23 protein-coding genes are annotated in these 25,675 nt (G+C 55.7%); 9 read left to right on the forward strand and 14 right to left on the reverse strand.

What is annotated here, in order from left to right:
* Positions 1 to 15: 15 nt before the first annotated feature.
* On the reverse strand, positions 16 to 954 hold the full coding sequence (gene mdh / locus KGP25_RS22015; RefSeq protein WP_045910129.1) for a malate dehydrogenase: 939 nt from the start codon (positions 952 to 954) through the stop codon (positions 16 to 18).
* Between the two features lie 397 nt (positions 955 to 1,351).
* Here mdh and argR point away from each other — a divergent pair, with 397 nt between their 5' ends.
* The 3 genes from argR to yhcN (KGP25_RS22030) all read left to right on the forward strand — a co-directional run bounded on the left by argR (position 1,352) and on the right by yhcN (KGP25_RS22030) (position 2,838).
* On the forward strand, positions 1,352 to 1,822 hold the full coding sequence (gene argR, locus KGP25_RS22020) for a transcriptional regulator ArgR (RefSeq protein ID WP_008502836.1): 471 nt from the start codon (positions 1,352 to 1,354) through the stop codon (positions 1,820 to 1,822).
* 375 nt (positions 1,823 to 2,197) lie between these two features.
* Positions 2,198 to 2,461, forward strand: coding sequence for a peroxide/acid stress response protein YhcN (gene yhcN / locus KGP25_RS22025; RefSeq protein ID WP_045910130.1), 264 nt, complete (start codon positions 2,198 to 2,200; stop codon positions 2,459 to 2,461).
* Positions 2,462 to 2,571: 110 nt separating this feature from the next.
* Positions 2,572 to 2,838, forward strand: a complete 267-nt coding sequence (yhcN, locus tag KGP25_RS22030) for a peroxide/acid stress response protein YhcN (protein ID WP_008502838.1) — start codon at positions 2,572 to 2,574, stop codon at positions 2,836 to 2,838.
* Between the two features lie 61 nt (positions 2,839 to 2,899).
* Here the strand turns inward: yhcN (KGP25_RS22030) and KGP25_RS22035 are convergent, their stop codons facing one another.
* The 5 genes from KGP25_RS22035 to aaeX form a co-directional block, all read right to left on the reverse strand.
* Entirely contained in the window at positions 2,900 to 3,172 is a 273-nt protein-coding gene (locus KGP25_RS22035; protein ID WP_008502839.1) for a barstar family protein, read from the reverse strand.
* A 45-nt stretch (positions 3,173 to 3,217) separates the two neighbouring features.
* Complete coding sequence (locus KGP25_RS22040) at positions 3,218 to 4,672, reverse strand: NAD-dependent succinate-semialdehyde dehydrogenase (protein WP_032664520.1); 1,455 nt, start codon at positions 4,670 to 4,672, stop codon at positions 3,218 to 3,220.
* Between the two features lie 90 nt (positions 4,673 to 4,762).
* The gene (gene aaeB, locus KGP25_RS22045; protein WP_045910132.1) at positions 4,763 to 6,730 is read right to left on the reverse strand and encodes a p-hydroxybenzoic acid efflux pump subunit AaeB; all 1,968 of its coding nucleotides are present in this window, start codon (positions 6,728 to 6,730) and stop codon (positions 4,763 to 4,765) included.
* A gap of 5 nt (positions 6,731 to 6,735) precedes the next feature.
* Positions 6,736 to 7,668, reverse strand: coding sequence for a p-hydroxybenzoic acid efflux pump subunit AaeA (gene aaeA / locus KGP25_RS22050; protein ID WP_023309394.1), 933 nt, complete (start codon positions 7,666 to 7,668; stop codon positions 6,736 to 6,738).
* Positions 7,669 to 7,675: 7 nt separating this feature from the next.
* Positions 7,676 to 7,879 (reverse strand): p-hydroxybenzoic acid efflux pump operon protein AaeX, encoded by a 204-nt coding sequence (gene aaeX / locus KGP25_RS22055; RefSeq protein WP_003860416.1) that lies wholly within the window; start codon positions 7,877 to 7,879, stop codon positions 7,676 to 7,678.
* Positions 7,880 to 8,058: 179 nt separating this feature from the next.
* On the opposite strand from aaeX, the gene aaeR reads away from it, so the two are divergent.
* Positions 8,059 to 8,985, forward strand: coding sequence for an HTH-type transcriptional activator AaeR (gene aaeR, locus KGP25_RS22060; RefSeq protein ID WP_023309395.1), 927 nt, complete (start codon positions 8,059 to 8,061; stop codon positions 8,983 to 8,985).
* Positions 8,986 to 9,204: 219 nt separating this feature from the next.
* The gene (locus KGP25_RS22065) at positions 9,205 to 9,819 is read left to right on the forward strand and encodes a YagU family protein (protein ID WP_032642433.1); all 615 of its coding nucleotides are present in this window, start codon (positions 9,205 to 9,207) and stop codon (positions 9,817 to 9,819) included.
* 47 nt (positions 9,820 to 9,866) lie between these two features.
* Here KGP25_RS22065 and tldD read toward each other — a convergent pair whose 3' ends face one another.
* From tldD to csrD, 8 genes are all read right to left on the reverse strand, one after another.
* The gene (gene tldD, locus KGP25_RS22070; RefSeq protein ID WP_045910133.1) at positions 9,867 to 11,312 is read right to left on the reverse strand and encodes a metalloprotease TldD; all 1,446 of its coding nucleotides are present in this window, start codon (positions 11,310 to 11,312) and stop codon (positions 9,867 to 9,869) included.
* Positions 11,313 to 11,396: 84 nt separating this feature from the next.
* Positions 11,397 to 15,200: an AsmA2 domain-containing protein YhdP gene (yhdP, locus tag KGP25_RS22075; RefSeq protein WP_223539629.1), complete on the reverse strand. Its 3,804-nt coding sequence runs from the start codon at positions 15,198 to 15,200 to the stop codon at positions 11,397 to 11,399.
* Positions 15,201 to 15,241: 41 nt separating this feature from the next.
* Positions 15,242 to 16,711: a ribonuclease G gene (gene rng, locus KGP25_RS22080; RefSeq protein ID WP_008502847.1), complete on the reverse strand. Its 1,470-nt coding sequence runs from the start codon at positions 16,709 to 16,711 to the stop codon at positions 15,242 to 15,244.
* Positions 16,701 to 17,294 (reverse strand): nucleoside triphosphate pyrophosphatase, encoded by a 594-nt coding sequence (locus KGP25_RS22085; RefSeq protein ID WP_045910135.1) that lies wholly within the window; start codon positions 17,292 to 17,294, stop codon positions 16,701 to 16,703. Before KGP25_RS22085 ends, rng begins: the two co-directional genes overlap by 11 nt.
* A 9-nt stretch (positions 17,295 to 17,303) precedes the next feature.
* The gene (mreD, locus tag KGP25_RS22090) at positions 17,304 to 17,792 is read right to left on the reverse strand and encodes a rod shape-determining protein MreD (protein ID WP_023309399.1); all 489 of its coding nucleotides are present in this window, start codon (positions 17,790 to 17,792) and stop codon (positions 17,304 to 17,306) included.
* On the reverse strand, positions 17,792 to 18,808 hold the full coding sequence (gene mreC, locus KGP25_RS22095; protein ID WP_223539630.1) for a rod shape-determining protein MreC: 1,017 nt from the start codon (positions 18,806 to 18,808) through the stop codon (positions 17,792 to 17,794). The genes mreD and mreC overlap by 1 nt, the downstream gene beginning before the upstream one ends.
* 62 nt (positions 18,809 to 18,870) lie before the next feature.
* Complete coding sequence (mreB, locus tag KGP25_RS22100) at positions 18,871 to 19,914, reverse strand: rod shape-determining protein MreB (protein ID WP_000913396.1); 1,044 nt, start codon at positions 19,912 to 19,914, stop codon at positions 18,871 to 18,873.
* Between the two features lie 281 nt (positions 19,915 to 20,195).
* Positions 20,196 to 22,136 (reverse strand): RNase E specificity factor CsrD, encoded by a 1,941-nt coding sequence (gene csrD, locus KGP25_RS22105; protein WP_063622563.1) that lies wholly within the window; start codon positions 22,134 to 22,136, stop codon positions 20,196 to 20,198.
* A 182-nt stretch (positions 22,137 to 22,318) separates the two neighbouring features.
* Here csrD and KGP25_RS22110 point away from each other — a divergent pair, with 182 nt between their 5' ends.
* The 4 genes from KGP25_RS22110 (at position 22,319) to aroQ (ending at position 25,659) form a co-directional block, all read left to right on the forward strand.
* Complete coding sequence (locus KGP25_RS22110; RefSeq protein WP_048028798.1) at positions 22,319 to 23,293, forward strand: MDR family oxidoreductase; 975 nt, start codon at positions 22,319 to 22,321, stop codon at positions 23,291 to 23,293.
* 77 nt (positions 23,294 to 23,370) lie between these two features.
* Positions 23,371 to 24,372, forward strand: coding sequence for a protein-methionine-sulfoxide reductase catalytic subunit MsrP (gene msrP / locus KGP25_RS22115; RefSeq protein WP_048028796.1), 1,002 nt, complete (start codon positions 23,371 to 23,373; stop codon positions 24,370 to 24,372).
* Complete coding sequence (gene msrQ, locus KGP25_RS22120) at positions 24,373 to 24,972, forward strand: protein-methionine-sulfoxide reductase heme-binding subunit MsrQ (RefSeq protein WP_223539631.1); 600 nt, start codon at positions 24,373 to 24,375, stop codon at positions 24,970 to 24,972.
* Positions 24,973 to 25,206: 234 nt separating this feature from the next.
* Entirely contained in the window at positions 25,207 to 25,659 is a 453-nt protein-coding gene (aroQ, locus tag KGP25_RS22125) for a type II 3-dehydroquinate dehydratase (RefSeq protein ID WP_024906320.1), read from the forward strand.
* Positions 25,660 to 25,675 lie beyond the last annotated feature (16 nt).

Genomic DNA, 25,675 nt, shown 5'->3' on the forward strand with positions numbered 1-25,675 from the left:
AGGAGACGGTTCGTATTACTTGTTAACGAACTCTTCACCCAGGGTGATATCTTTCTTCAGCGTATCCAGCATGCCTTCCATCGCGTGTTGTTCAAACGCGCTCAGCTTGCCAATGGATTTACGCTCTTCGATACCATTTTTACCCAGCAGCAGCGGCTGAGAGAAGAAGCGAGCGTGTTCGCCATCGCCTTCAACGTAAGCGCATTCAACAACGCCTTTCTCGCCCTGCAGCGCGCGAACCAGTGACAGACCGAAACGTGCAGCCGCCTGGCCCATAGACAGGGTTGCAGAACCGCCACCCGCCTTCGCTTCCACCACTTCGGTGCCCGCGTTCTGGATGCGTTTGGTCAGGTCAGCTACTTCCTGCTCGGTGAAGCTTACGCCTGGGATCTGCGACAGCAGAGGCAGGATGGTAACGCCAGAGTGACCGCCGATGACCGGCACTTCCACTTCTGTTGGCTGTTTGCCCTTCAGCTCAGCAACAAAGGTGTTGGAGCGGATGATATCCAGCGTGGTTACGCCGAACAGTTTGTTTTTGTCGTAAACGCCCGCTTTCTTCAACACTTCTGCCGCGATAGCAACGGTGGTGTTCACCGGGTTAGTGATGATACCGATGCATGCTTTCGGGCAGATTTCTGCAATCTGCTGCACCAGGTTTTTCACGATGCCCGCGTTGACGTTGAACAGGTCTGAACGATCCATGCCTGGCTTACGCGCCACGCCTGCAGAAATCAGCACCACGTCGGCACCCTGCAGTGCAGGACGCGCATCTTCACCGGAGAAGCCTTTGATTTTTACAGCAGTTGGGATGTGGCTCAGGTCAACCGCCACACCTGGGGTTACCGGAGCAATATCGTACAGGGAGAGTTCTGAGCCTGAAGGCAGTTGGGTTTTCAGTAGTAGGGCAAGCGCCTGGCCGATACCACCAGCAGCGCCGAGGACTGCGACTTTCATCCTAAACTCCTTATTATGGTTAACTTAAGTATCTGTAAATCCGTTGCGGCGACCATAATTCAGCAAGTAAATAATTACAATTTTCGTAGCTAAAGAATTTGAGGTCACGCGACTTTATCTCTCTTCAGAAGACGCTCTGACGACAGACGGCGACGAATTAAGAGGTGGTTACAATACACCCTGCCCCGCCACCAAAACAACATCATTTTGATAACATTTAATTTACTTTTAAGCTTATTTGCGCGGCGTGACCCAGGCATGTTTTCTGATAACGAATTCTGATAAAATCACTCCCTTTCATAACATTATTTCAGCCTGGCGCTGAGTAGATAATTTGCATAAAAATTCATCCACATGCATAATAATGTTGTTTCTATCGTCATATTCCGGGTGACTTATGCGAAGCTCGTCTAAGCAAGAAGAATTAGTCAAGGCGTTTAAAGCGCTACTTAAAGAAGAGAAATTCAGTTCTCAGGGAGAAATTGTTCAGGCGCTGCAGGAACAAGGCTTCGATAACATCAATCAGTCGAAAGTCTCCCGCATGTTAACGAAATTTGGCGCGGTGCGTACCCGTAACGCCAAGATGGAGATGGTCTATTGCCTGCCGGCGGAACTTGGCGTGCCGACCACCTCCAGCCCGCTGAAGAATCTGGTTCTGGATATCGACTACAACGACGCCGTTGTGGTGATCCACACAAGCCCTGGGGCCGCACAGCTGATTGCCCGCATGCTGGACTCGTTGGGTAAAACAGAAGGCATCCTCGGGACTATCGCCGGCGATGACACCATCTTTACCACGCCGGCTAGCGGTTTCTCCGTTAAAGATCTCCACGAAGCGATTCTGGTTCTGTTCGAACAGGAACTCTAATCCCCTTTCCCCGTAGCGCCGCTGCGGGGATCGTTCTGCCCCCACGCCGTTTCCCCCTCTTTTCCACTGCCCCTGACTTTGACAAATAGTGCTTTTTACCGCCCATTAACATTCATCTGGTGAATGCTAAATCAAAAAATCGCACAAAAAATCAAAAGCTGATATCCATATGATTTTATTAGATATAACCAACATAAATGCGCAAAAAATGCCCAATATTATGCAATTTGGTTATAAAAAACTGAGTGGTTAACACGTAATAACAATAGAAACCATTAGTCTGGTATTAATTTTTACCGTTATTAGTGTATACTTGATTTTGTGATGAGGGTCACGAAACAAGACCCCACTAAAAAATTCGACGAGGTAAAAATCATGAAAATCAAATCAACTGTAGCGGCGCTGAGCGTCCTGTCTGTCCTGTCATTCGGTGCTTTCGCGGCTGACGCTATCAATGCTGATCAGGCGCAATCACGCGAGACCATCGGTACGGTTTCTGTCGGCGCGGTCGGCACATCGCCAATGGACATGCGTGAGATGCTGAACAAAAAAGCGGAAGAAAAGGGTGCGTCATCCTACCGCATCATCGAAGCGCGTTCTGGTGCCCACTGGCACGCCACCGCTGAGCTGTACAAATAAGTTTGGGCAATAACTGAAAACGTAAATCTCCACTCAACGGCACCAGGCATAAAAATAGTGGTTCAACCCTTCTCGCCGTTGAGCAAAAACCCTATTCAGGAGTAAAGACTATGAAAACCAAATTGATCATCGCAACCCTCGGTCTGGCATCTGTTCTCTCTTTCGGCGCAAGCGCAGCCGTACAGCAGGTGAATGCCGACCAGGCACAAAATCTGCAGCCTATGGGCAGCATCTCCGTGACGTCTGTTACCGGCTCTCCGATGGATATCCGTCACGAACTGGCTGCCAAAGCTGAAAAAGCGGGTGCCAGCAGCTATCGCGTCACCGAACTGAATCAGGGTGACCACTGGCATGCAACTGCAGAACTGTATAAATAAACCCTCGTCGTATCTCATCATACGACTTGCCCCTGGCCTCAAGGTCAGGGGCTTTTTTCATTCAGTGCCGCGCGTTAAAACGCAGCTGCCCTTCCAGCTCTTCTTCCGCTTCATCAAACAGTAATATCAGTGCGCCAAAGCGTCTGCGCAGCTTATCGGGCAAATGGATGAACTCAATTTCCAGCGGTAGCGGCAGCAGACTCCCGGTCACCACGTCCCACAGCGTATCCAGATTCGTCACGCTTTCCCGTTCAAGATCAAACACCCGGATAAATTCGCGGTAGAAGTCTTCCTGACTGTCGATCTCGTCAAAATCAAAAGTATAGGTTTTCATTGCCAGCCACCCAGTCCAGGCGAGCGGCAGATGCCGCCCTGTCTATTATAATCCCCCGATGTGAAGGGTTTTCACTTCCAGGTACTCTTCCAGGCCCAGCACGGAGCCCTCACGACCCAGGCCTGACTCTTTTACGCCACCAAAGGGCCCCAGCTCCGTGGAGACGGCACACTCGTTAATGCCGATCATCCCACTCTCGATGGCCTGCGAAACGCGGAAAACACGTGAGAGATTCTGGGTATAGAAGTAAGCCGCCAGCCCATAGGGCGTGTTATTGGCACGCTGGATAACTTCATCTTCCGAGGTGAAACGGAAACATGCCGCAACCGGGCCAAACGTCTCTTCTTCTGCCAGCTTCATGCCTTCATGGCAGTCGCCCAGCACGGTTGGCATCCAGAAATTCCCGCCAAGCGGATGGGGCTTACCCCCTGCCAGTACGGTTGCCCCCCGAGAGACGGCATCGTCGACATGCTCACGCACCTTGTCGACCGCAGCAGATTCAATCAGCGGCCCGACAACAACGCCCTCGTCAAGGCCATTCCCCACCTTGAGCGCCTTCACGGCATCGGCAAGTTTATTCACAAACTTGTCGTAGACGGTTTCCTGAATATAAAAACGGTTCACGCTGACGCAGACCTGCCCGGCATTGCGGAACTTGTTGGCAATCGCCCCCTTCACCGCCGCGTCGATGTCTGCATCCTCAAAAACGATATACGGGGCATTTCCCCCCAGCTCCATCGAGACTTTCTTCATGGTTTCGGCAGCATTACGCACCAGCGTTTTGCCGACGGAGGTCGAGCCGGTAAAGGAGATTTTACGCACGTCGCGGCTTGCCATGATCGCATCGCTGATTTCATGCGTATTCCCGGCCACGGCGTTGAGCACGCCGTCGGGCACGCCAGCCTGTTTTGCCAGAGTAAGCAGCGCAAAGGCACTGAGCGGCGTGTTATTGGCCGGTTTGATCACCCCGGTACACCCTGCAGCCAGCGCCGGGCCTAACTTGCGGGTGAGCATGGCCATCGGAAAGTTCCACGGCGTTATCGCCGCGACCACACCAATGGGTTCACGGGTCGCCAGAATGCGCGAGCCGGGTTTGATCGGCGGAATAATTTCACCGTTCGCGCGCTTGGCCTCTTCGGCAAACCACTGGATAAAGCTGGCAGCGTACTCCACCTCGCCTTCGGCCTCTTTCAGCGGCTTACCCTGCTCGGTGGTCATTAACTGCCCGAGCCAGCTTTTATTCTCAATGATCAGTTCGTACCAGCGATAAAGAATCGCCGAGCGCTCTTTTGCGGTTTTGGCACGCCAGGCCGGAAAGGCTTTGGTGGCCGCTGCGATAGCGTCTTCGGTTTGTGCTTTACCCGCTTTTGCCACTTTCGCGATGACTTCCCCGGTTGCGGGGTTAAGCACATCGAAGGTCGTGTCCAGCGTTTTCCAGATTCCGTTGACCAGATAACCGGTCTGAAAAAGGATGTGATCCTGAAGCGCCTGGGTCGTCATGTGTCCTCCCTTCCTGAAATGTAAGAACGTGCTGGAATAAGTATAGCCACAAAAAAACCGACGCTTTTGGCGTCGGTTTTTTTACTTCGGTCAGCTATCCGTGAGGGCATTCTGGTAGCGATGCAGCATAAACACCAGCCGTCCTACCGGCTCGGTCACCTGAGGCGGCGCTTCCCAGGTTTTAAGCTTCTCCTGGTAGATATCCAGCTCTTCAAGCAGTTGCGTAAAGTAGCGACGTCGTTTGTCATCACTGCTGGCGGAAAGCACGTGGTCAGCGGTACGACGCAGCTGGCGGTGCCAGGCCGACAGATCGTCGTTGATCGGCACCGGTGCGTTACGCAGACGCTGGTGTGCAATGATCATGGTCAGCGCCAGCCGGAACTTGCCGATATCGCCCGGGAACTTGTTCAGCAGTAAAAACAGCTGCTGGTAGAGCGCGGGCAGATGGTTCTCTTTACGGCGCGCGGTGTTGGTTGTCATCGACGACACGGCGGCCGACACAAACTGGTTCAACAGCACGCGGCCCGTTCTTGCCTGCGAATTATCGCGGACCAGCAGAATCACCATCATTGCCAGGAAACAGCCCACCAGCTGACCTAACGCACTGTCGAGGAACTGGCTGAAATGGAAGGTCATCGGGTTATCGAGCACAATGATGTTAATCGTACTCGCCAGCGCCCCCAGCGATCCCAGACGTCGCTTTTGCACTTCAATGCCGATAAAGAACGCCATTACCGCCAGGCTAATACAGAGCAGCAGCATGCTCTGCTGCGTCGACGGGATGATGACCAGAAAGTAGAGCGCGCCTATCGGCAGGGCGGCAATGGTGCCGTACAGGAAATCGATGGCGACCATACGCGGATTAGGCAGACGCATCGCCAGTGCGGTCACGACGGCAATCATCACCATCGCGCCGCTGCCGGACGTCCAGCCCGTCCACAGCCAGAACAGCGTGCCGAGCATACAGGCAAGCGTCGTACGCCAGAAGTTAACCATCGCGTGATGGCGCTCGGCGGATTCCGCCTTGATCACCACTTCGCCCTGCAGCACCTCTTCTTCCGCCGCGCTGATTTTGGTATTTCCGATCACGCCGCGTTTCAGCAGCAGGTAGCGCGTCGCGGCGCCGACCCAGGTGTAGATGGTTACCGGCGTGTCGCGCTCCCCTGTCCAGGCGATCACCCTGCGCATACGCTTCAGCTGCTTGTGCACGTCCTGCACCGTTTCCACCGGCTCGGCGAACAGTTCGCGGAAGGTATCGGTGACCGCTTCCGGCCGGGTGTTCTGAATCAGATAGGTTTCACATGCCTGGGTAATCAGCGTTAACGAGACCGTATTAAGGGCTTTCAGACGACGGTTAGCGCGGGCCCAGCGTGACGACTCCATATTAAGATTGCTGCGCATCCCCTCCAGCGCCTGCGTGCGGCGAACCAGTCCGCTCCAGGCTTTATCCACCTCTTCGCTGTCGCCGTGCTTGATGCAGAGCTGCATCAGCTGGTACTGAGCGACAATCAGCGCGTCAAGCTCACGGTCGACTTCCTGCTTGATGGAGCGCGGGGAGAACAGCAGATCCGCGACAATCGCACTCACGATACCAATGACAATTTCGCTGCATCGCTCCACCGCAAACTGCGGAGCCAGCAGCGGCTCGGACTGGATGGTGATGATAATAATCAGCGCGGTATAGCCCGCCAGCCCCCAGGCGTAGGAGTTCTCCACTTTCACCAGAGACGAGATCCAGGTGCAAAAGCCCGCCCAGATACAGCACACCATCAGCATCAGCAGCGGCGTGCGGATCATCAGAATAATAATGGTGAGCGCCGCGAAACAGCCGATAAACGTCCCGATGATACGCAGCATCCCGCGATAGCGGATCGCGCCTGAATAGGGTTCCCCACCCGCAGCAAAGGCCGGGCCCGCCGCGACAATCGCAGCCGTCAGCACTGCCCAGCGAGGGGTTTCAAGCTGGAAGTGAAAGCCAACAAACAGCGCCAGCACAATGGCACACGCCAGCTTCACGGCGAAGCGAATGTGCTGGCTGGCGATGGAAAAGATGCCCATAGCGATTAACCAAACTCGCGCAGACGGTGGGCGATTTTACGGAAGAACGAGTCCTGGCTGGCATCCCGATCTTTTTCACCGGTAATCACCACTGTCGCCGTGGTACCCGCAGGCCACAGGTTGCCCTGCTGTTCGTCCAGATGGATACGGACCGGCACGCGCTGGGCCAGACGCACCCACTCGAGATTGGAATCCACCGTTGCCATTCCTTTTGCATCGTTCGAGCTGCTGGAGTTGGTCACTCCTGCGGCGACGCTGTCGACGGTACCTTTAAAGACGCGGTTGCTGCCCAGCGGCGTGATTTCTGCCCGGTAGCCCGGACGTACGCCTTCCAGCTTGGTCTCTTCCATATAGGCGAGTACGTAGAAGGAGTTCTGTTTCACCAGCGCCACGGCGGTTGAGCCACGGGTAATAAATTCCCCGGCATACACATTAAGGTTGGTCACCCAGCCATCAGACGGCGCGCGGATCACGGTACGCTCCAGATCGAGCTTCGCCAGATCGCGCGTTGCTTGTGCTTTCGCCAGCTGGTGCAGCACGGTTTGCAGCACGTTGTTGGACTGATCAATCTCTTCACGGGACATTGCCTGAACGCCAAGCTGGTTACGGCGGCCAGCTTCGCGGCGTTTCTCCGCAGCCAGCGCCTGGTAATAGGCCACGTCCGCTTCCGCCTCTTCCAGTGCTTTCTGGTAACGAGGCTGGTCGATGGTGAACAGAACCTGATCTTTTTTCACCAGTTGGTTATCGTGTACGTTGACCGCCGTGATGAGACCGGCCACGTCAGGGGCGATCGCCACCACATCGGCGCTGAAGCGTGCATCACGCGTCCACGGTGATTCGGTGTAATAGACCCAGGCGCGGAAAATAGCGATGAAGGCGAGGATAACCAGCGCCATGGTGATGGCAGTGCGGGAGATTTTTCTTGTTAGCGTTTTCACATCAACCTCAGACAAACATGCGCGATATAAGGTAGAACAGGCAGCAATACAGCGCGGTATTGAACAATGCAGGGTGCCAGACGAAATCGTAGATCCCGGTAGGGACCAGCACCTTGCGCACCAGCCAGAAGATCGCCAGTGATAAAAGAAGCTCGAAAAATATCGGTGGGAAGGACAAACCGAACACCACGATAACGGGAAACAGACTCATGTTGACCTTGATTAGAGAGAGTGCAGGCTTCAGAATTTTTTAGCGCACGCCATCGCAGGAGAGCAAGAAACGCCGGGCGAGAATGGCGCAGCCGTTATGTAATAAATAATATATTAACGTAACTGTTATGCTGTTATCTATAATATGTGATCTAAATCACTTTTAAGCCAGAGTGAACAATGGAACGTTTAAAACGCATGTCAGTCTTCGCCAAAGTGGTTGAACTGGGCTCCTTTACCGCCGCTGCACGCCAGCTTCAGATGAGCGTCTCATCCATCAGCCAGACGGTGTCTAAACTGGAAGATGAGCTTCAGGTCAAGCTGCTCAACCGCAGTACCCGCAGCATTGGGCTGACGGAAGCGGGCAAAATTTACTATCAGGGCTGTCGCCGTATGCTGCTGGAAGTGCAGGATGTTCACGAACAGCTCTACGCCTTCAACAACACCCCCATCGGCACGCTGCGCATCGGGTGTTCTTCAACTATGGCACAAAATGTTCTCGCTGCCATGACGGCGGATATGCTGAAAGAGTATCCCGGGCTTACCGTTAATCTGGTGACGGGCATCCCGGCGCCGGATCTGATAGCCGACGGTCTGGACGTGGTGATCCGCGTCGGCGCGCTGCAGGATTCCAGCCTGTTCTCGCGTCGGCTGGGCAGCATGCCGATGGTCGTCTGCGCTTCGAAGAGCTATCTGGCCCAGTACGGTGTGCCGGAGAAACCCGCCGACCTCACCAACCACTCGTGGCTGGAGTACAGCGTGCGGCCCGACAATGAATTTGAGCTGATTGCCCCGGAGGGGATCTCCACCCGGCTGCTGCCGGAGGGACGGTTTGTCACTAACGATCCGATGACCATTTCGCGCTGGCTGGTGGCCGGTGCCGGGATCGCCTACGTGCCGCTGATGTGGGTGATCAACGAGATCAACAGCGGCGTGCTGGAGATCCTCTTCCCGCGCTACCAGTCCGATCCGCGTCCGGTGTACGCCCTGTATACCGAAAAAGACAAGCTTCCGCTGAAAGTCCAGGTGTGTATTAACTATCTGACCGAGTATTTTGTGGACGTGGCGGAGCTGTTTCAGGGGATGCGAGGAAGAAGAAAGGAATAATCAATTTATTTCTGAACGCATAGAGGCAATGAATATTCCCAGGATGAATCTCTTGTTCATTCAGGAATATTCCTTCGCCACTATCAGGAATAGAGAATTGACACTACTGCCGCCAGCCCATTACTTTATATGCAGTCTGCTTGTCGGACTGTTATTAATTTGTTGCTGATATGAATAATAAAATGTATTCCGCAGGATGACGTTAAACAAGGAAAAGAAATGAATCTATTTGAACAAACACCGCCTTCACGCAGGCGCTATGGACTCGCCGCGTTCATCGGTTTAATTGCAGGGATTGTCTCCGCGTTTGTCAAATGGGGAGCCGAAGTACCGCTTCCGCCACGCAGCCCCACCGACTTATTCACCGGCGCATGTGGACCCGAGCAATTAATAAGAGCCGCAAGCCAGATTGACTGTTCCCGCAATTTTTTAAACCCTCCCTATGTATTTTTACGCGACTGGCTGGGCGTTGTTGATCCTAACGCGGCAGTTTATACATTTGCCGGACATATATTTAACTGGGTTGGCGTGACGCATATTATTTTCTCAATCGTCTTCGCTGTTGGCTATTGTGTCGTGGCTGAAGTCTTCCCGAAAATTAAACTCTGGCAGGGTTTGCTGGCGGGTGCGTTAGCTCAGCTCTTTGTGCATATGATCTCCTTCCCGCTGATGGGGCTGACGCCACCGCTGTTTGAGCTGCCGTGGTATGAACACGTTTCAGAGATCGTAGGCCATCTGGTCTGGTTCTGGTCGATCGAAATTATTCGTCGTGACTTGCGTAACCGCATCACACACGAGCCGGATCCGGAGATACCGCTGGGTAACTTACGTTAAAAAAAAGGCGCTACATCAGTAGCGCCATTTTTTTATGCCGATTCAGGTCAGGCTGTGCCGCCTACCGTCAGGTTGTCCACTTTCAGCGTTGGCTGGCCCACGCCCACCGGCAGGCTCTGGCCCTCTTTACCGCAGACGCCCACGCCGTTATCCAGCTTCAGATCGTTACCGACCATCGAGATCTGCTGCATGGCTTCAATACCGGAGCCAATTAGCGTCGCACCTTTCACCGCTTTGGTCACTTTGCCCTTCTCAATCAGGTACGCTTCTGAGGTAGAGAAGACAAACTTACCGGAGGTGATGTCCACCTGGCCACCACCAAAGTTTGGCGCAAAGATACCGTAATCAACGGATTCGATAATCTCCTGCGGTGTGGATTTGCCCGGCAGCATATACGTGTTGGTCATGCGCGGCATCGGCAGGTGCGCGTAAGATTCGCGACGTCCGTTGCCCGTCGGCGCGACGCCCATCAGGCGCGCGTTGAGTTTGTCCTGCATGTAGCCTTTCAGCACGCCATTTTCAATCAGCACATTGTACTGACCTGGCGTACCTTCATCGTCGATAGCCACCGAGCCACGACGGTCAAGCATGGTGCCGTCATCCACCACGGTGCACAGCTCAGAGGAGACGAGTTGCCCGATCTGACCGCTGAACACTGAGGTCCCGCGACGGTTAAAATCGCCTTCCAGACCGTGACCCACCGCCTCGTGCAATAGCACACCCGGCCAGCCGGCACCCAGCACCACCGGGAATGACCCCGCCGGTGCCGCGACGGCATTCAGATTCACCAGCGCCATGCGCACGGCTTCTTTTGCCCACGCGTCAGCGCGCGCTTCACCGTCAACGTCGCCCAGGAACCAGTCATAGCCAAAACGACCGCCGCCGCCGCTTGAGCCGCGCTCGCGTTTGCCGTCCTCATCGACCTGCACGCTGATTGAGAGACGCACCAGCGGACGGACATCAGCCGCCAGGGTGCCGTCGGTTGCCGCCACCAGAATCAGTTCATACACACCGCTCAGGCTGGCAGAAACTTCCTGCACGCGTTTATCCGCCGCGCGGGCGACTTTGTCCACGCGACGCAGGATATCCAGCTTCTCTTCACGGCTCATGCTCTGCAGCGGATCGATGCTGGTATAGAGCGCAGAGTGCTGCACTTCTCCCAGCGTTTTCACACGTCCATCACCGGTATCACGCACAATGGTGCGCGCCGCCTGCGCGCTCTGCTCAAGTGCGGCGAGGCTAATCTGATCCGCATAGGCAAAACCGGTTTTCTCGCCGCTGACGGCGCGGACGCCGACGCCCTGGTCAATGTTGTAAGAGCCATCTTTGATGATGCTGTCTTCTAAAACCCAGGATTCGTGATAGCTCGACTGGAAATAAAGGTCGCCGTAGTCGAGACGGCGTTCGGTCAGTTGACCAAGAATGGAGAACAGGTCCTGATGGCTCAGGCCGTTCGCTGCGAGCAAATGTTCACTTACCAGGTTCAGACTCATCGTATTGCTACTCGTTCGTTGCCGCCCGTGGCGGTATAAAGATCGTATTTATTGAGAGTGAGGCAATTACCTGCCCACGTCAAATCATTGCTGTGCATCTTTGCGCGGCTGGCGCAGCACCTCGTTAATCTGCGGTTTATCGATCGGACCGGTAATGCGGTAGCGCAGAATGGAGACCTTGCTCCACAGCGGCCCCAGCACTTTGCTGGCGGCAAACACCGCCGCACCGACAATCGGGTTCACCACAAAGGCCGCCGCAACGCCCACGCTCGCGGAAATTTCCGGTGCCACCACGGCTTCCATATCCAGCTCGCGGCGCACGAGGTTAACGGAGCCTTTCATGGCAATGTCCGCTTCCAGGCCATCCACCAGCGTATCGTCCGTATGCAGAACGCCATCCTTGATCCACGCCGTACTGCGGATGGAATCGTAGTAGAACCCTTCGCTGAAGGTATCGCTGAAATCGAAGCGCAGCTTGCGCAGCAGCGCATCAAAGCTGAGGAGGCGCAGGATCTGCCCGGCGCGCCCCGTGCTCACGTCGGCGATCTCACCTTTGCCGAAGTGGGTTTTCAGAATGCCGTTCAGCGAGGCCTCATCTGGCTTCCACGGTGCGTCGCGCCAGTGAAGATCGTAATTAACGTCAAATGATGAACCGCGCAGCGGCGTGCTGATGCCAAAGAAATTGGCTGCTGCATCCAGTTTGTTGCCTTTAATGTCGCCCTTGAGGGACGTCCGCTGCTCGCCCGGATTATTCACCCATTCCCCGCCCGCCGTCATGCGGCCGAAGCCGGTATCAACCAGGCCGCCCGAGAGCGTAAGCGTGTTTCCCTGGATGGCAAAATCACCGTCGATGCGGCCATATTTCTGCCCCCACAGCCAGCACTCTGCACAGCGCAGCTGGAGATCGGGCCAGCCGCTAAAATCGACGCGGGAGATTTGACTCAGCGGCGACGTCGCAGCCGGTTTGTCTTTCCCGCTCGCGGCGCTTGCCGGGTTGTAGTAGAGGTAGCGGATCGCCGCCTGCCACGGCGCGTGATTGCGCATGGTCAGCGTACCGTTGATCTCTCTGCCCTGGGCTTCCACCTTCGTACCGTTAGCGCCAGGCTGTGAGACGATGCTCAGGTTGTTCCACTGCTGCCCGCCGAGCATTAGCGACGGCGTGCGTACGGTAATGGCTTGCGGGAACTGGGCGGTTTCATCGACGTTTTGCCCAACGCCTTTCTGGAACAGCGCCAGCCACTCTGCACCGTCCATCGGCGGAAGATTCAGCTCAATGCCCGCCTGCTCCGGCAGCGGTGGCGTGGAGCGGCTATCCGTCGTCCAGATGGCTTTGTCGAGGGTGAGCTTGCGGTTAAGCAGCCAGCGGCTGTTGAAGTGGTTCGTCCCGCCCGCGCTGCCGGTCAGCGCGAAGCTGTTCAGGTTGCCATCCACGTTCAGCTTCACCGGCAGCGGCTGTCCGGCCTGTTTATCCAGCGGCGCAGGCAGCTGGCTGTGAAGGTTTTTCAGATCGCCCGTGATGTCGACCTTGTACTGCGCGCCCGCGTGATAAGGCAGGTCTATTGCCACTTTACCTTTCCAGGCGACCGCGCCCTCCACGGACGCCTCAATCGGCTTCGGCAGGACGTCCATTCGCGCTGGCTGCCAGTTGCCGTCCAGATTGACGGCCACCTGATACGCCTTTTCACCCTCTGTGGTCGTGAAGTCGATATTCACGGGCTGATTAAACCAGCTGGCGGTAAGCGGTTCGCTCTTCAGGTTACCGTTCTCAAAGCTGAACTGCCCGCTGAGATTTTTCAGGGTGCTCTCAAGGGGTTTGATGTACAGACTGTTGTTCTTCAGACGGACGTCGCCTTTCGCGGTGGTCATCTCACCGTCCAGCGGGATATCAAGATGTAAGCGAGCATTCACATCGCCATCAAGCTGGAGCTGCTGAAGCGTCGCGGCCAGCGACTCTTTCAGAGGGGTCTCCTCAAAGTACGGTCCCACCGCCTTGCCGGGACCATTGATGTCGGCATCAATCAGCAGCTTCTCTTTTGAGTAGTCCGGAATGTTGGCCGTCAGGTTGCTGGCCGTCACGCCGCCCAGCGCCACGCTGTCGGACTTCATCCACAGGCCGTCATTAAGGAAATTAAGTTCGATATCCAGGTTTTTCAGCGCGGGCCAGCCCGGCTGGAACGCGAAGGTGGCGTCATGCAGCGGCACCAGAACCTGGAACTGACCTTCATTATGCTTATACGGGAACAGATGGGGATTACCGCCGTAAACCAGCGTGGCATTATCCGCCTGACCGCCCTGAATCGCACCGCTCAGATAGTCTACCAGCGCTTTCCCCATCAGGTTTTCCGGGAAATAGCGCCAGGCCTGGGAGCCGTCATCGGTACTGATCCCGGCCAGAATCCCCAGCCACGGCTCATCCCCTTCAGGCTGCAAATAGCGGAAGTCGCCGCGCGCGTGCACCGCTTTCGCTTTGACGTCGATATGCCGGCCATCGAGCTGGAAACCCTTGTCGTTACGGAGCCAGTTAAGCACTGCGTTGCCCTGTTCGATTTCCAGCGGCGCGCGGAAGACCGTCTCGTAAGGCATTTTGGCGTCGTGCATATCAACCGTCAGCCTGCCGTTCTCCACGCTGCCTTCCAGCTTGCCACTAAAGTGCTCCGCACCCGGCAACAGCTTCCACTGCTTCCAGGCAAGATCTTTCCATGTCGCCTGGAAACGGGTTTTTTCCGTCGCCTGAAGCGGGATATCCAGCGCCAGAGAATCAATCTTTCCGCTCGGCTGCGTAGCCAGCCAGATCTCGCCCAGGTCAGGAGAGAGCTTTGCCGCCATCGAGCGCAGCCCTTCAATAGCGGCCAAATCCAGGTTACTGGCACGGATACGCAGCTCGTCGCTGCGTTTACTGGCCGTGCCGCCAACGTCCTGCTCCGGCATCCAGGCCAGCGTCAGCGCACCGCGCGGCCACGGCTTGCCGTCCATCGTGATGCGCGTATCGGGAATGGCAAACTGCCAGCCCTCTTTCTCCTGCGTCACGTGCGCGGTGAGGTTATCGACGGAAAGCTGATGCTGCTGGTTTTCACCTTTCCAGCTCGCGCCTCCCTGCTTGAGCCAGATATCGCCGCTGGCAAATTCGCCTTTCGTCAGGGTCAACCAGCCTTCAAGACTGAAGCGGGCCGTTTCCAGCTGCATATTTTGCTGGAGCCAGTCGCCCAGCCACGGCTTGACGTCCACATCGTCGGCCTGCAGCCAGACTTTGCCGTTATTTAACAGGCCGTCATCGTCGCGCAGATCCATGCGCACCTGCATCACGCCGTGCTGGCCGTTCAGGCTTGAGAGATTGACCTGCCCCTCGGCGCGGTGCCGATCCTTACCGTTGAGCCAGGTCAGCTGCGGGATTGCCAGCTCGGCGCGCTGGCCGGAAAGAGTAATAAAGCTCACTTCGCTGTCGCGCAGATCGAAATGATCGAACTGGCGGAGGAAAAGATCGCTGAAGCGGTTGGCTTCAAGACCCTGACCGCTATCGCCGCCAGACAGCGGCGTATTGGTCAGGAACTGGAGCTGATAAAAGGTGAGATCGCGAAACTGCCAGCGAAGATGCAGCAGGCTTTGCCAGACGTCCAGCGCCAGGGTCACGCGTTTGATTTTCAGGTAGCCGCCATCTTTCAGGCTGGCGTTGATATCCCGGACATCGAGCGTCGGGCCAAAATTCTGCCAGTTAGCGCTGACCTGGCTGACGTCCACCGGCACGCCGGTAGTGGATTCGATTTTCGCCAGCAGCTGCGGACGCCAGCTGTCCAGATGCGGTAAAACGAGGCGTAGCCCGCTCACGAGCAACGCGACAATCACGACCAGCGTTGCCCCTGTAAGCAATAAAATCCCCGGCAATCGCCTCACGCATCTCTCCTTGTCAGCATTCGTCACGCAGCGTACTGCGCTTACATCATCACGACGTCAAACTGCTCCTGGTTATAGAGCGGTTCAATTTGTACTTTTACCTGTTTGCCGACAAAGATTTCCACTTCCGCCAGCGCGTGTGACTCTTCGCCTTTCAGCGCTTCAGCCACCGCAGGGGAAGCATAGACCAGAAAACGGTCGGAGTCGTAGGCATGATGCACACGCACAATTTCACGCATGATCTCGTAACAGACGGTCTCAACCGTCTTTACCGTTCCGCGTCCATGGCAGGTTGGGCATTCATTACACAGCACATGCTCCACGCTCTCGCGGGTACGCTTACGCGTCATTTCCACCAGCCCCAGCTGTGAGAAGCCGTTGATGCTGGTTTTCACACGATCTTTACTCAGGGCCTGCTCAAGCGAGTGCAGCACGCGGCGACGATGGTCTTCATTACTCATATCGATGAAGTCGATGATGATAATGCCGCCCAGATTGCGCAGACGAAGCTGGCGCGCAATGGCCTGCGTGGCTTCGATGTTGGTGTTGAAAATGGTGTCATCGAGATTGCGATGGCCGACGAACGCACCGGTGTTGATATCGACGGTCGTCATCGCTTCGGTCTGATCGATGATCAGATAGCCGCCGGACTTCAGCTCAACCTTACGCTCCAGAGCACGCTGGATCTCGTTTTCGACATCATAGAGATCGAAGATCGGCTGACGCCCGGTGTAGTGCTCCAGCAGGCCTGGCATCTCCGGAATATATTCGGCGGTAAACTCCAGCAACGCTTCATACGTCAGGCGAGAGTCCACGCGGATGCGGTCGAGCTGCGCGTCGGCAAAATCACGCAGAACGCGCTGCGCCAGCGCCAGCTCACCATAGAGCTGATAGCGGGTCTGGTTGCGTTTTTTACGCTCCATCACTTTTGTCCAGACGCGCTTCAGGTAAGCCGCATCCGACGCCAGGTCCTCCTCGCTGATCCCCTCCGCGGCGGTACGGATGATAAATCCGCCCTGTTCATCGCAGTAGGCGCTGACCACTTTTTTCAGACGCTCGCGCTCGCTTTCGCTCTCAATACGCTGTGAGACGCCCACGTGCGACGCGCCGGGCATAAAGACCAGATAGCGGGAAGGTAAGGTGATATCGGTGGTCAGACGGGCGCCTTTGGTGCCGAGGGGATCTTTCACCACCTGCACCATCAGATCCTGTCCCTGACGCACCAGCTCAGAAATGTCGCGCACGGCAAACTGCTTTTGCTCTTCGCCCGCGACGCACTCGGTGTGCGGCATGATATCGGAGGCATGTAAAAATGCCGCCTTATCGAGTCCAATATCTACAAAAGCCGCCTGCATACCCGGTAGTACACGACTGACACGACCTTTGTAGATATTGCCTACTATTCCGCGCCGCGCTTCACGCTCAATATGAATTTCCTGAAGAATGCCACCATCAATATAGGCCACACGGGTTTCCGATGGCGTTACGTTTACCAACAATTCAGCCGTCATAATTATCCCTTCCCTCACGCAGTGAGTTAAAATTGCTCAGCAACTCATACGTTTCCACCAGCGGTAAGCCGACTACGGCGTGATAGCTGCCATGAATCTTCCTGACAAAACAGCCACCCAGCCCCTGAATACCGTATGCACCTGCTTTATCCATCGGTTCACCGCTGGCAATATAAGCGGCGATGTCGTCGTCGGTAAGTACTCTGAAGGTCACTTCCGTCACCACCAGGCAGTCCAGCACGTGCTGGCGATCGGCCAGCGCGACGGCAGTCATCACCTGATGCGTTTGTCCGGACAGCTTGCGCAGCATGCGCGCTGCATGATCGGCGTCGTGCGGTTTCTCCAGCACTTCACCGTTCAGGATAACGATGGTATCTGCCCCCAGCACAGGGAGATCGCGTGGCACACTGGCCACGCCCGCCTGCGCTTTCTCACGCGCCAGACGTGACACGTACTGTTGAGCACTTTCGCCCTCAGCACGTTTTTCTTCAATGCCGGTCACGATGCGTTCAAAAGAGACCCCTAGCTGCGTCAGGAGTTCCTGACGGCGCGGGGAGCCGGAAGCGAGATACAAAGACGTCATAGAAACCTTTTATTGCACAGCAAACTGCTGGCGAACCTTACGCATCAGCAGGAACAGCCATGGCCAGAGCACACCGTTTACTACACTACTCCAGAACACTTCCGGTCGGAAAGAGACGTTGATCACTAAAAACTCTGCCCAGAAAACAACGATATCCGCAGCGAGCGACAACAACATCACAACCAGGGCCTGTTGCCAGAGCGCAAGGTTACGGAAGAGCTGGAATTTGAGTGCGACGAGGTACGCAATAATGCTCATGGACAAGGCGCGTACGCCAAGCGTTGAGCCGCTAATGAGATCCAGTATGGCACCCATCACAAAACCTGTGCCGACATTTACGCGATGCGGCAGGGCAAGGATCCAGTAGAGCAAAATGAGCAATACCCAGTTTGGCCGGAAAACGAGAATGTCATCCGGCCAGGGCATCACTTGCAGCAACAGTGCAATGAGAAACGAGAGCCAGATGACCCAGCGTCCCTGGCTACGATAGCTTGCCACTACTGCCCTCCCGAAGAGAGTTTAGGCGGTGGCGGCGCATCCGGCAGCGGCTGCGTTAACCCGGTTGCCGGCGCCGGGACTGGCGCAGGCGGCCCCATGGAGTCCGCAGGCGGGAGAACCTGCGGCATCATCTGCATCAGGCGTTCATTTGCCACACGATGCACCTCTTCAGGCGTCATCGGGTTAGCCCCGTTACGATCGGCGCCCCACAGCAGCAGCAGATAGCGCAGACGCTGCAAACCGGCGGTTGGACGCGCCTGAATCACGGTATAGGCACGCTGCGTATCCAGCTTCACCGAAGAGACCACCGCAACCAGATAGCCTTCAGGGAAGCGGCCACCCAGACCGGAGGTCACCAGCACGTCGCCCACGCGGATATCCGTGTTGGCTGGCAGGTGTTCCAGCTGCAGGTCATCCGTACAGCCATTCCCGGCCGCAATCACGCGGATGTCGTTGCGCAGTACCTGGATCGGCAGCGCATGCGTGGCATCACAAATCAGCAACACGCGGCTGGTCAGTTTGGCCACGGCAACCACCTGGCCCACGACGCCTTTATCACTGATAACAGGCTGACCTTCATACACCCCGTTCACGCTCCCTTTGTCGATCACAACCTGATCGCTGTAAGGGTCGTTCACGGTGGAGATCACCTGAGTGACCATTTTCTGCTCATCCTGACGCAGCGGCGAGCCGAGCAGTTCACGCAGACGCGCATTTTCCTGCTTGTATTGCCCCAGCATTAGCAGTTCACTGTTTTTCAGCAACAGTTCCTGACGTAATGCCCGGTTTTCGAGTTCGAGTTGGTCACGTGAAGACAGCGTTTGAGAAACGGAGTCGAGCAGTTCACGGGGACCATTGGATATAAAGTAGAAAGGACTGACGGCGGTATCCATGTACGTTCGGATCTGGCTGAACGTACCGAGGCGGCTATCGGCAATAATGACCCCAAGCGCAACCAGAACCGCCAGAATGAGGCGAAACTGTAGCGATGGGCCACGGCTAAAAATTGGCTTCATAGGCTATGCGTATTCTCGCGTCAGAGAGAAAGGGTAGCAAATTGCTACCCTCTCAAACTCGACTACTCTTCGCTGAACAAATCGCCGCCGTGCATGTCGATCATTTCCAGCGCCTTGCCACCACCACGGGCGACGCAAGTCAGTGGATCTTCTGCAACTACGACAGGAATACCTGTCTCTTCCATTAACAGGCGGTCGAGGTTACGCAGCAGCGCACCACCACCGGTCAGAACCATACCGCGCTCGGAGATATCGGACGCCAGCTCTGGTGGGCACTGTTCCAGCGCGACCATTACCGCGCTCACGATACCCGTCAGTGGTTCCTGCAGTGCTTCCAGAATTTCGTTGGAGTTCAGGGTGAAACCGCGTGGCACACCTTCAGCCAGGTTACGGCCACGTACTTCGATCTCACGCACTTCATCGCCCGGATACGCAGAGCCGATTTCGTGTTTGATACGCTCTGCGGTGGCTTCACCGATCAGAGAGCCGTAGTTACGGCGTACATAATTAATGATGGCTTCGTCGAAGCGGTCACCACCGATACGTACGGAAGAGGAGTACACCACGCCATTCAGAGAGATAACGGCCACTTCAGTGGTACCACCACCGATATCCACCACCATGGAACCGGTCGCTTCAGACACAGGCAGACCTGCACCGATTGCCGCCGCCATTGGCTCTTCAATCAGGAACACTTCACGCGCACCAGCACCCTGGGCAGATTCACGAATTGCGCGACGCTCTACCTGGGTTGCGCCAACCGGCACACACACCAGAACACGCGGGCTTGGACGCATGAAGCTGTTGCTGTGAACCTGCTTGATGAAGTGCTGAAGCATTTTTTCAGTCACGAAGAAGTCGGCGATAACGCCGTCTTTCATTGGGCGAATAGCGGCGATGTTGCCAGGGGTACGACCCAGCATCTGCTTCGCGTCATGACCCACAGCGGCCACGCTTTTCGGCGAGCCTGCACGATCCTGACGAATGGCCACAACGGAAGGCTCATTCAATACGATGCCTTGTCCTTTTACATAAATAAGGGTATTCGCAGTACCCAGGTCAATGGACAGGTCATTGGAAAACATGCCACGAAATTTTTTCAACATACTAAGGGATAATCCTGAAAGCTGGGGCGGAAAACAAAATCCGCTTACTTTACCAACCACACGCAGCAGCGACAAGGCGCAAAAATCATCTGCAACGGTGAAAATTTGTGCAGTACGTTTCCTGATGTTACAAAATCATCCCCTGACTCCCTCAGGGCTGAGTAAACAGTAGCGTTCCCCACTGACGTTTGTAACCCGTTAAGGTCGTTCACTGGCTTTTTGCTCGACATACTCAAAGCTACAGGCGCGATATTCTACGTGAAAACAGCGTAAACGGCAGGTCAAACAGAGTATCTTTGCAAATATTTTTTCACGTTGGTGTCAAGCGGTTGAGAGGCAGCAAAAAAATCCCCCTGACCACCCATGACACCGCGCTCTGTTAACATCTGCCATTCCCCTCTGGAGCGCACGCCCGTAGCAAATACTTGTGTTCGCGTTCCCTTGCATGCTTCTACCAGACTCTGTACCAGCAGCTGGTTTTCCGTACGCTTCTCAATATTCCTTACCAGCCCTGGATGTAGCTTTAATAACTCCACATCCAGCGCCTTAATCCAGTCGGTACTGACCAGCGTTAAACCTGCCTGCGTCACCGCGACACGCGCACCGAGCGCATTGATCAAACGTACCACCGGACGTAACCGGCTGATGTGTTGACCTACATCGGCCTCAGCAAGTTCAAAAATAATGTGTTTGCGTTGCGATTTTTCGCATTGCATTAATGTATCACGTAGCCAGCGCTGAAAACGTGGGCGTATTAACGACTCCACGGTGACCTGCAGCGCCAGGCTCTCTTCCGGCCAGAAAGATAAAAACGGAATTAACCGGGTAATTTGCTGGCGGTCATACTCTTCGGACAGACCAAATTGCAGGACCATTGGCAGATATTCCGCCGAGATAACCTCTTCCGTACCGTCAAAAATACGGCACATCAGTTCACGGTGGTGAACGTTGCCGTTTTTCATGACCGCGGGTTTTTGATAAATACGCGGTCCGCCGCGGCTCAGCATTTGCTCAATCAGCGTTCGCCAGCGCACGTTACCGCGCCCTTTTTCCGGCAGGGAGTCATCATACACCGCCCATCCGTTCGCGCCCTGCAACACGGCGTTGCGGGTGGCCGCTTCCGCATGTTCCATCACCTGTTCTGTCGATTGCCCGCCACGCCAGGCGCAGATCCCCATGTGGACCATATCGTCCCTGTCGAGCATTTTGCTCTGCGGCAGCGCATCCACCGCCTTCAGCAACTGGCTGGCGATGCTTTCTGACTCTTTCAGCGTTCGGTGCGGCAGCAACACGGCAAAGTCGCTGCGGTGATAGCGGGCCAGCAGCGCACCCGGGTAGCGCATAATAAAGGTGGAGAGCAGGTTGATCAGCGTAAAGAGATTTTCTTCCGCGGCCCGCTGTCCCCAGGTATCGCGCAGGAGATCAAAGTCAGGCAGGCGAATCATCATCACCACCCCGTGCGTCCCCACTTTTTCCGAATCGTCGAGCAGCGTGGCGAGTTGATTATCAAAGAAGAGGCGGTTGTTCAGGCCAGTTTTATTATCCTGGGCGGCATAGGAGCGGATCAGCGAATCCATACGGCTGCGCTGGTCGCTGGCAAACTGGATTTCCGAGAGCAGCGTATCCAGCGCGCTGCTGGCGCGTGACGGCCATTCGTGGACGGAACCACGCACCTGCGGGCCGCGCTCACCGTTAAGGATCCGCACGGAGCGCATCTCCAGCAGCTCCTGTCCGGAGAGCTGGCGACGCAGCCAGCGGACCGCGAGAAAGATCAGCAGGACGATAAACGCCACCGCCACGGTGAGCGGCGCGGTGGTCATCATGGAACGGAAATAGCTGGCCATCGGATCGAGGTAGACCATGTGGATGGTCATCCCCGGATTTTTCAGGGAATGCACCGTCACTTCCCGGTACTGGCTCACCACGCCCGCAGGCCGATAACCTCCCGGCCGTTCATGGCTTAACACACGATGCTTTCCCTGCTGAATGTCGATTTGAACAATATCAACAGGTACCATCAACTCATCGAGCTCACGGGTGAGCGCCGGTAGCGGCGTCGTCAGCAGACGCGTATCAATCACCGACGCGACGGACTGCACCCGGTTGACCAGTTTGTCCTGAATGGCGTTGTAAAAGCTCAGAGAGCAGCCCAGAAGGGTGACAAAAATGGTAAGCCCCGTCAGCAAAGTGATAAAAGCTGAGAATTTCGTCGTTAATCGCATCCTTGAGATTACTCCGTGGGTTGATGGGGTAGCGAGTAAGCGCTAACTTGCATTTCGAATGCGGCATACTACCAAATCGGGTGTATCTGGCAATTTATTGCGTTAAATCGGCACTGCGTTTCCCTGAGCGAGTATAGTCTTCAGAAATTATTTTCCAATCATATGAGTCGAGAGGACCCCGTATGCAGGCTTTGATCTTAGAACAGCAGGACGGCAAAACGCTTGCCTCAGTGCAGGCGGTAGAAGAGAGTCGCCTGCCGGAAGGCGAAGTAACCGTCGACATCGACTGGTCTAGTTTAAATTATAAAGATGCGCTGGCGATTACCGGTAAGGGTAAAATCATCCGAAATTTCCCTATGGTGCCAGGTATTGATTTCGCGGGCCGGGTTCATACCAGCGAGGATCCGCGCTTCCACCCGGGCCAGCAGGTGCTGCTCACCGGCTGGGGCGTAGGTGAAAATCACTGGGGCGGGCTGGCCACGCAGGCGCGCGTGAAGGGCGACTGGCTGGTGCCGATGCCGAAAGGCATGGATGGCCGCAAAGCGATGATCGTCGGCACGGCAGGCTTTACCGCGATGCTGTGCGTAATGGCGCTGGAAGAGGCGGGTATCCGCCCTGAATCGGGCGAAATTGTCGTCACCGGTGCCAGCGGGGGCGTGGGGAGCACGGCAGTGACGTTACTGCACAAACTGGGCTATCAGGTCGCGGCGGTTTCCGGTCGTGAAAGCACCCACGATTACCTGCGCCAGCTCGGTGCAAACCGCATTCTCAGCCGTGACGAATTCGCTGAAACCCGTCCGCTGGAAAAACAGGTCTGGGCAGGCGCGGTAGATACCGTCGGTGATAAGGTGCTGGCAAAAGTCCTGGCGCAGATGAACTACGGCGGCTGCGTGGCTGCCTGCGGACTGGCGGGCGGATTTGCCCTGCCCACCACCGTGATGCCATTTATTTTGCGTAACGTCCGCCTGCAGGGTGTGGATTCCGTGATGACCCCAGCGGCTCGCCGTACGCAGGCATGGGAACGTCTGGTACGCGACCTGCCGGAATCCTTCTACACCCGGAGCGCCACGGAGATTACGCTCAGCCAGGCACCGGACTATGCCAGTAAGATCATGGACAACCAGTTCCACGGTCGCGCGCTGGTGAAAATCGCCTAATCTTCAAATTTTCGTGACATATTCGCGCGAATCCCTCTCCTCCGTCATGCTTAGGAAAACGCATGACGGAGGATGCCATGAAAAACCGAAAACTGACGGAAGCCGACGTAACGTCTGAGTCTGTCTTTATGTTACAGCGCCGCCAGATCCTGAAAATGCTTGGCATCAGCGCCACCGCGCTCTCGCTCTCGCCGGCAGCACACGCCGACCTGCTCGACTGGTTTAAAGGCAACGATCGGCCGAAGGCCCCTTCCGGCGCCCCGCTCACCTTTACGAAACCCGCCCAATGGCAGAACAAACTCGCGCTTACGCCAGAAGATAAAGTCACCGGCTACAACAACTTCTACGAATTTGGTCTCGACAAGGCCGATCCTGCCGCCAACGCCGGTAGCCTCAAAACCGATCCGTGGACGCTGAAGATTGAGGGCGAAGTGGCGAAACCTCTGACGCTGGATCATCACGATCTGACCACCCGTTTCCCGCTCGAAGAGCGTATCTACCGTATGCGCTGTGTGGAAGCCTGGTCGATGGTGGTGCCCTGGATTGGCTTCCCGCTGCATAAATTACTGGCGATGGTTGAGCCCACCAGCAACGCAAAATATGTCGCCTTCCAGACGCGCTATGCGCCGGACGAGATGCCTGGACAAAAAGACCGGTTTATTGGCGGCGGGCTTGAGTATCCGTATGTGGAAGGGTTACGCCTCGATGAGGCGATGCACCCGCTTACCCTGCTGACCGTCGGCGTGTACGGCAAGGCGCTTCCGCCGCAGAACGGTGCCCCCATTCGTTTAACCGTACCGTGGAAATACGGTTTCAAAGGAATTAAGTCCATCGTCAGCATTAAGCTCACCCGCGAGCGCCCGCCTACCACCTGGAATCTGGCGGCCCCGGACGAATACGGTTTCTTCGCCAACGTGAACCCGCATGTGGATCACCCGCGCTGGTCGCAGGCGACCGAGCGGTTTATCGGTTCCGGCGGTGCGCTGGACGTGAAGCGTCAGCCCACGCTGCTGTTTAACGGTTATGCGGATGAAGTGGCCTCGCTGTACCGTGGCCTCAATTTACGGGAGAACTTCTGAGTGCGTTTAACGGCAAAACAGATTACCTGGCTTAAAGTGCTTCTGCATCTGGCCGGGCTGCTTCCTTTTATATGGCTGTTCTGGGCCGCCAGCCAGGGGCTCTTTAGCGCCGACCCGGCCAAGGATATCCAGCATTTTACCGGTCGGATGGCTCTGAAATTTTTGCTGGCCACCTTGCTCGTCTCGCCGCTGGCGCGCTACGCTAAACAGCCACTGTTGATACGCACCCGTCGGCTGTTAGGGCTATGGTGTTTTGCCTGGGCGACGCTGCATCTCACCAGCTATGCCCTGCTGGAGCTGGGAATTAACAATCTGGCACTGCTTGGCCGCGAACTGGTGACACGCCCTTATCTGACGCTGGGTATTGTGAGCTGGGTGATTTTACTGGCGTTAGCGCTGACCTCCACGCAATATGCACAGCGAAAACTGGGCAGGCGCTGGCAGTTGCTGCACAACTTCGTCTATCTTGTCGCGATCCTCGCCCCTTTTCATTACCTGTGGTCGGTGAAGATCCTCTCCCCGCAGCCGGTCCTGTACGCACTGGCCGCCGTGGCGCTTTTAGCATGGCGTTACAAGAAGTTCCGCCAGTGGTTGCGATAGTGCGCGAAACTGTGCGTTTTCCCGCATATTCCCCGTCAACCGCAAATCTTTTTCGGATAGCGGTTGATAATCTTCCCTGATAAGACCAGTATTTAGCTGCTAAATGCTACGAAATCGTTATAATGTGCGACCTTGGTTCGCCTGACAGCGGTTTTAAGCCTCTGAAAAGGTGACATTTGCGTTTCGAAGGTATATTTTGTTTTTTACCCGAAAATCGCAGGAGATAGCGGCATAATGACTGATAAGTTCCATATCTTAGTTTTGAACGGACCGAACCTGAACATGCTCGGAACCCGTGAGCCAGAGAAGTACGGCACGCTGACATTGAGTGAAATTGTTAACCGTCTGGGAACGGAAGCAGCGTCACTGAATGTGGATTTGGATCATTTTCAGTCGAATGCGGAGTACGCAATCATCGACCGTATTCATCAGGCTAAAGACAATGTGGACTATATCCTGATCAATCCGGCCGCGTTTACGCACACCAGTGTTGCTATCCGCGACGCACTGCTCGCGGTGAGTATCCCGTTTATCGAGATCCACCTGAGTAACGTGCACGCCCGAGAGCCGTTCCGCCACCATTCGTATCTGTCAGATATCGCTGCTGGCGTTATCTGTGGACTGGGCGCAGACGGCTATTCATACGCTTTACAGACAGCGGTAAAACGCTTGTCACAATCACACTAAACAAGAGTACGGAACC

This window comes from Enterobacter sp. JBIWA003 (genome assembly GCF_019968825.1).
Taxonomy (GTDB): domain Bacteria; phylum Pseudomonadota; class Gammaproteobacteria; order Enterobacterales; family Enterobacteriaceae; genus Enterobacter; species Enterobacter quasiroggenkampii.

Coding starts and splice junctions, on each gene's coding strand:
- mdh (WP_045910129.1), bottom strand. CDS start 954: ATGAAAGTCGCAGTCCTCGGCGCTGCTGGTGGTATCGGCCAGGCGCTT.
- argR (WP_008502836.1), top strand. CDS start 1,352: ATGCGAAGCTCGTCTAAGCAAGAAGAATTAGTCAAGGCGTTTAAAGCG.
- yhcN (WP_045910130.1), top strand. CDS start 2,198: ATGAAAATCAAATCAACTGTAGCGGCGCTGAGCGTCCTGTCTGTCCTG.
- yhcN (WP_008502838.1), top strand. CDS start 2,572: ATGAAAACCAAATTGATCATCGCAACCCTCGGTCTGGCATCTGTTCTC.
- KGP25_RS22035 (WP_008502839.1), bottom strand. CDS start 3,172: ATGAAAACCTATACTTTTGATTTTGACGAGATCGACAGTCAGGAAGAC.
- KGP25_RS22040 (WP_032664520.1), bottom strand. CDS start 4,672: ATGACGACCCAGGCGCTTCAGGATCACATCCTTTTTCAGACCGGTTAT.
- aaeB (WP_045910132.1), bottom strand. CDS start 6,730: ATGGGCATCTTTTCCATCGCCAGCCAGCACATTCGCTTCGCCGTGAAG.
- aaeX (WP_003860416.1), bottom strand. CDS start 7,879: ATGAGTCTGTTTCCCGTTATCGTGGTGTTCGGTTTGTCCTTCCCACCG.
- aaeR (WP_023309395.1), top strand. CDS start 8,059: ATGGAACGTTTAAAACGCATGTCAGTCTTCGCCAAAGTGGTTGAACTG.
- KGP25_RS22065 (WP_032642433.1), top strand. CDS start 9,205: ATGAATCTATTTGAACAAACACCGCCTTCACGCAGGCGCTATGGACTC.
- tldD (WP_045910133.1), bottom strand. CDS start 11,312: ATGAGTCTGAACCTGGTAAGTGAACATTTGCTCGCAGCGAACGGCCTG.
- rng (WP_008502847.1), bottom strand. CDS start 16,711: ATGACGGCTGAATTGTTGGTAAACGTAACGCCATCGGAAACCCGTGTG.
- KGP25_RS22085 (WP_045910135.1), bottom strand. CDS start 17,294: ATGACGTCTTTGTATCTCGCTTCCGGCTCCCCGCGCCGTCAGGAACTC.
- mreC (WP_223539630.1), bottom strand. CDS start 18,808: ATGAAGCCAATTTTTAGCCGTGGCCCATCGCTACAGTTTCGCCTCATT.
- mreB (WP_000913396.1), bottom strand. CDS start 19,914: ATGTTGAAAAAATTTCGTGGCATGTTTTCCAATGACCTGTCCATTGAC.
- csrD (WP_063622563.1), bottom strand. CDS start 22,136: ATGCGATTAACGACGAAATTCTCAGCTTTTATCACTTTGCTGACGGGG.
- KGP25_RS22110 (WP_048028798.1), top strand. CDS start 22,319: ATGCAGGCTTTGATCTTAGAACAGCAGGACGGCAAAACGCTTGCCTCA.
- msrP (WP_048028796.1), top strand. CDS start 23,371: ATGAAAAACCGAAAACTGACGGAAGCCGACGTAACGTCTGAGTCTGTC.
- aroQ (WP_024906320.1), top strand. CDS start 25,207: ATGACTGATAAGTTCCATATCTTAGTTTTGAACGGACCGAACCTGAAC.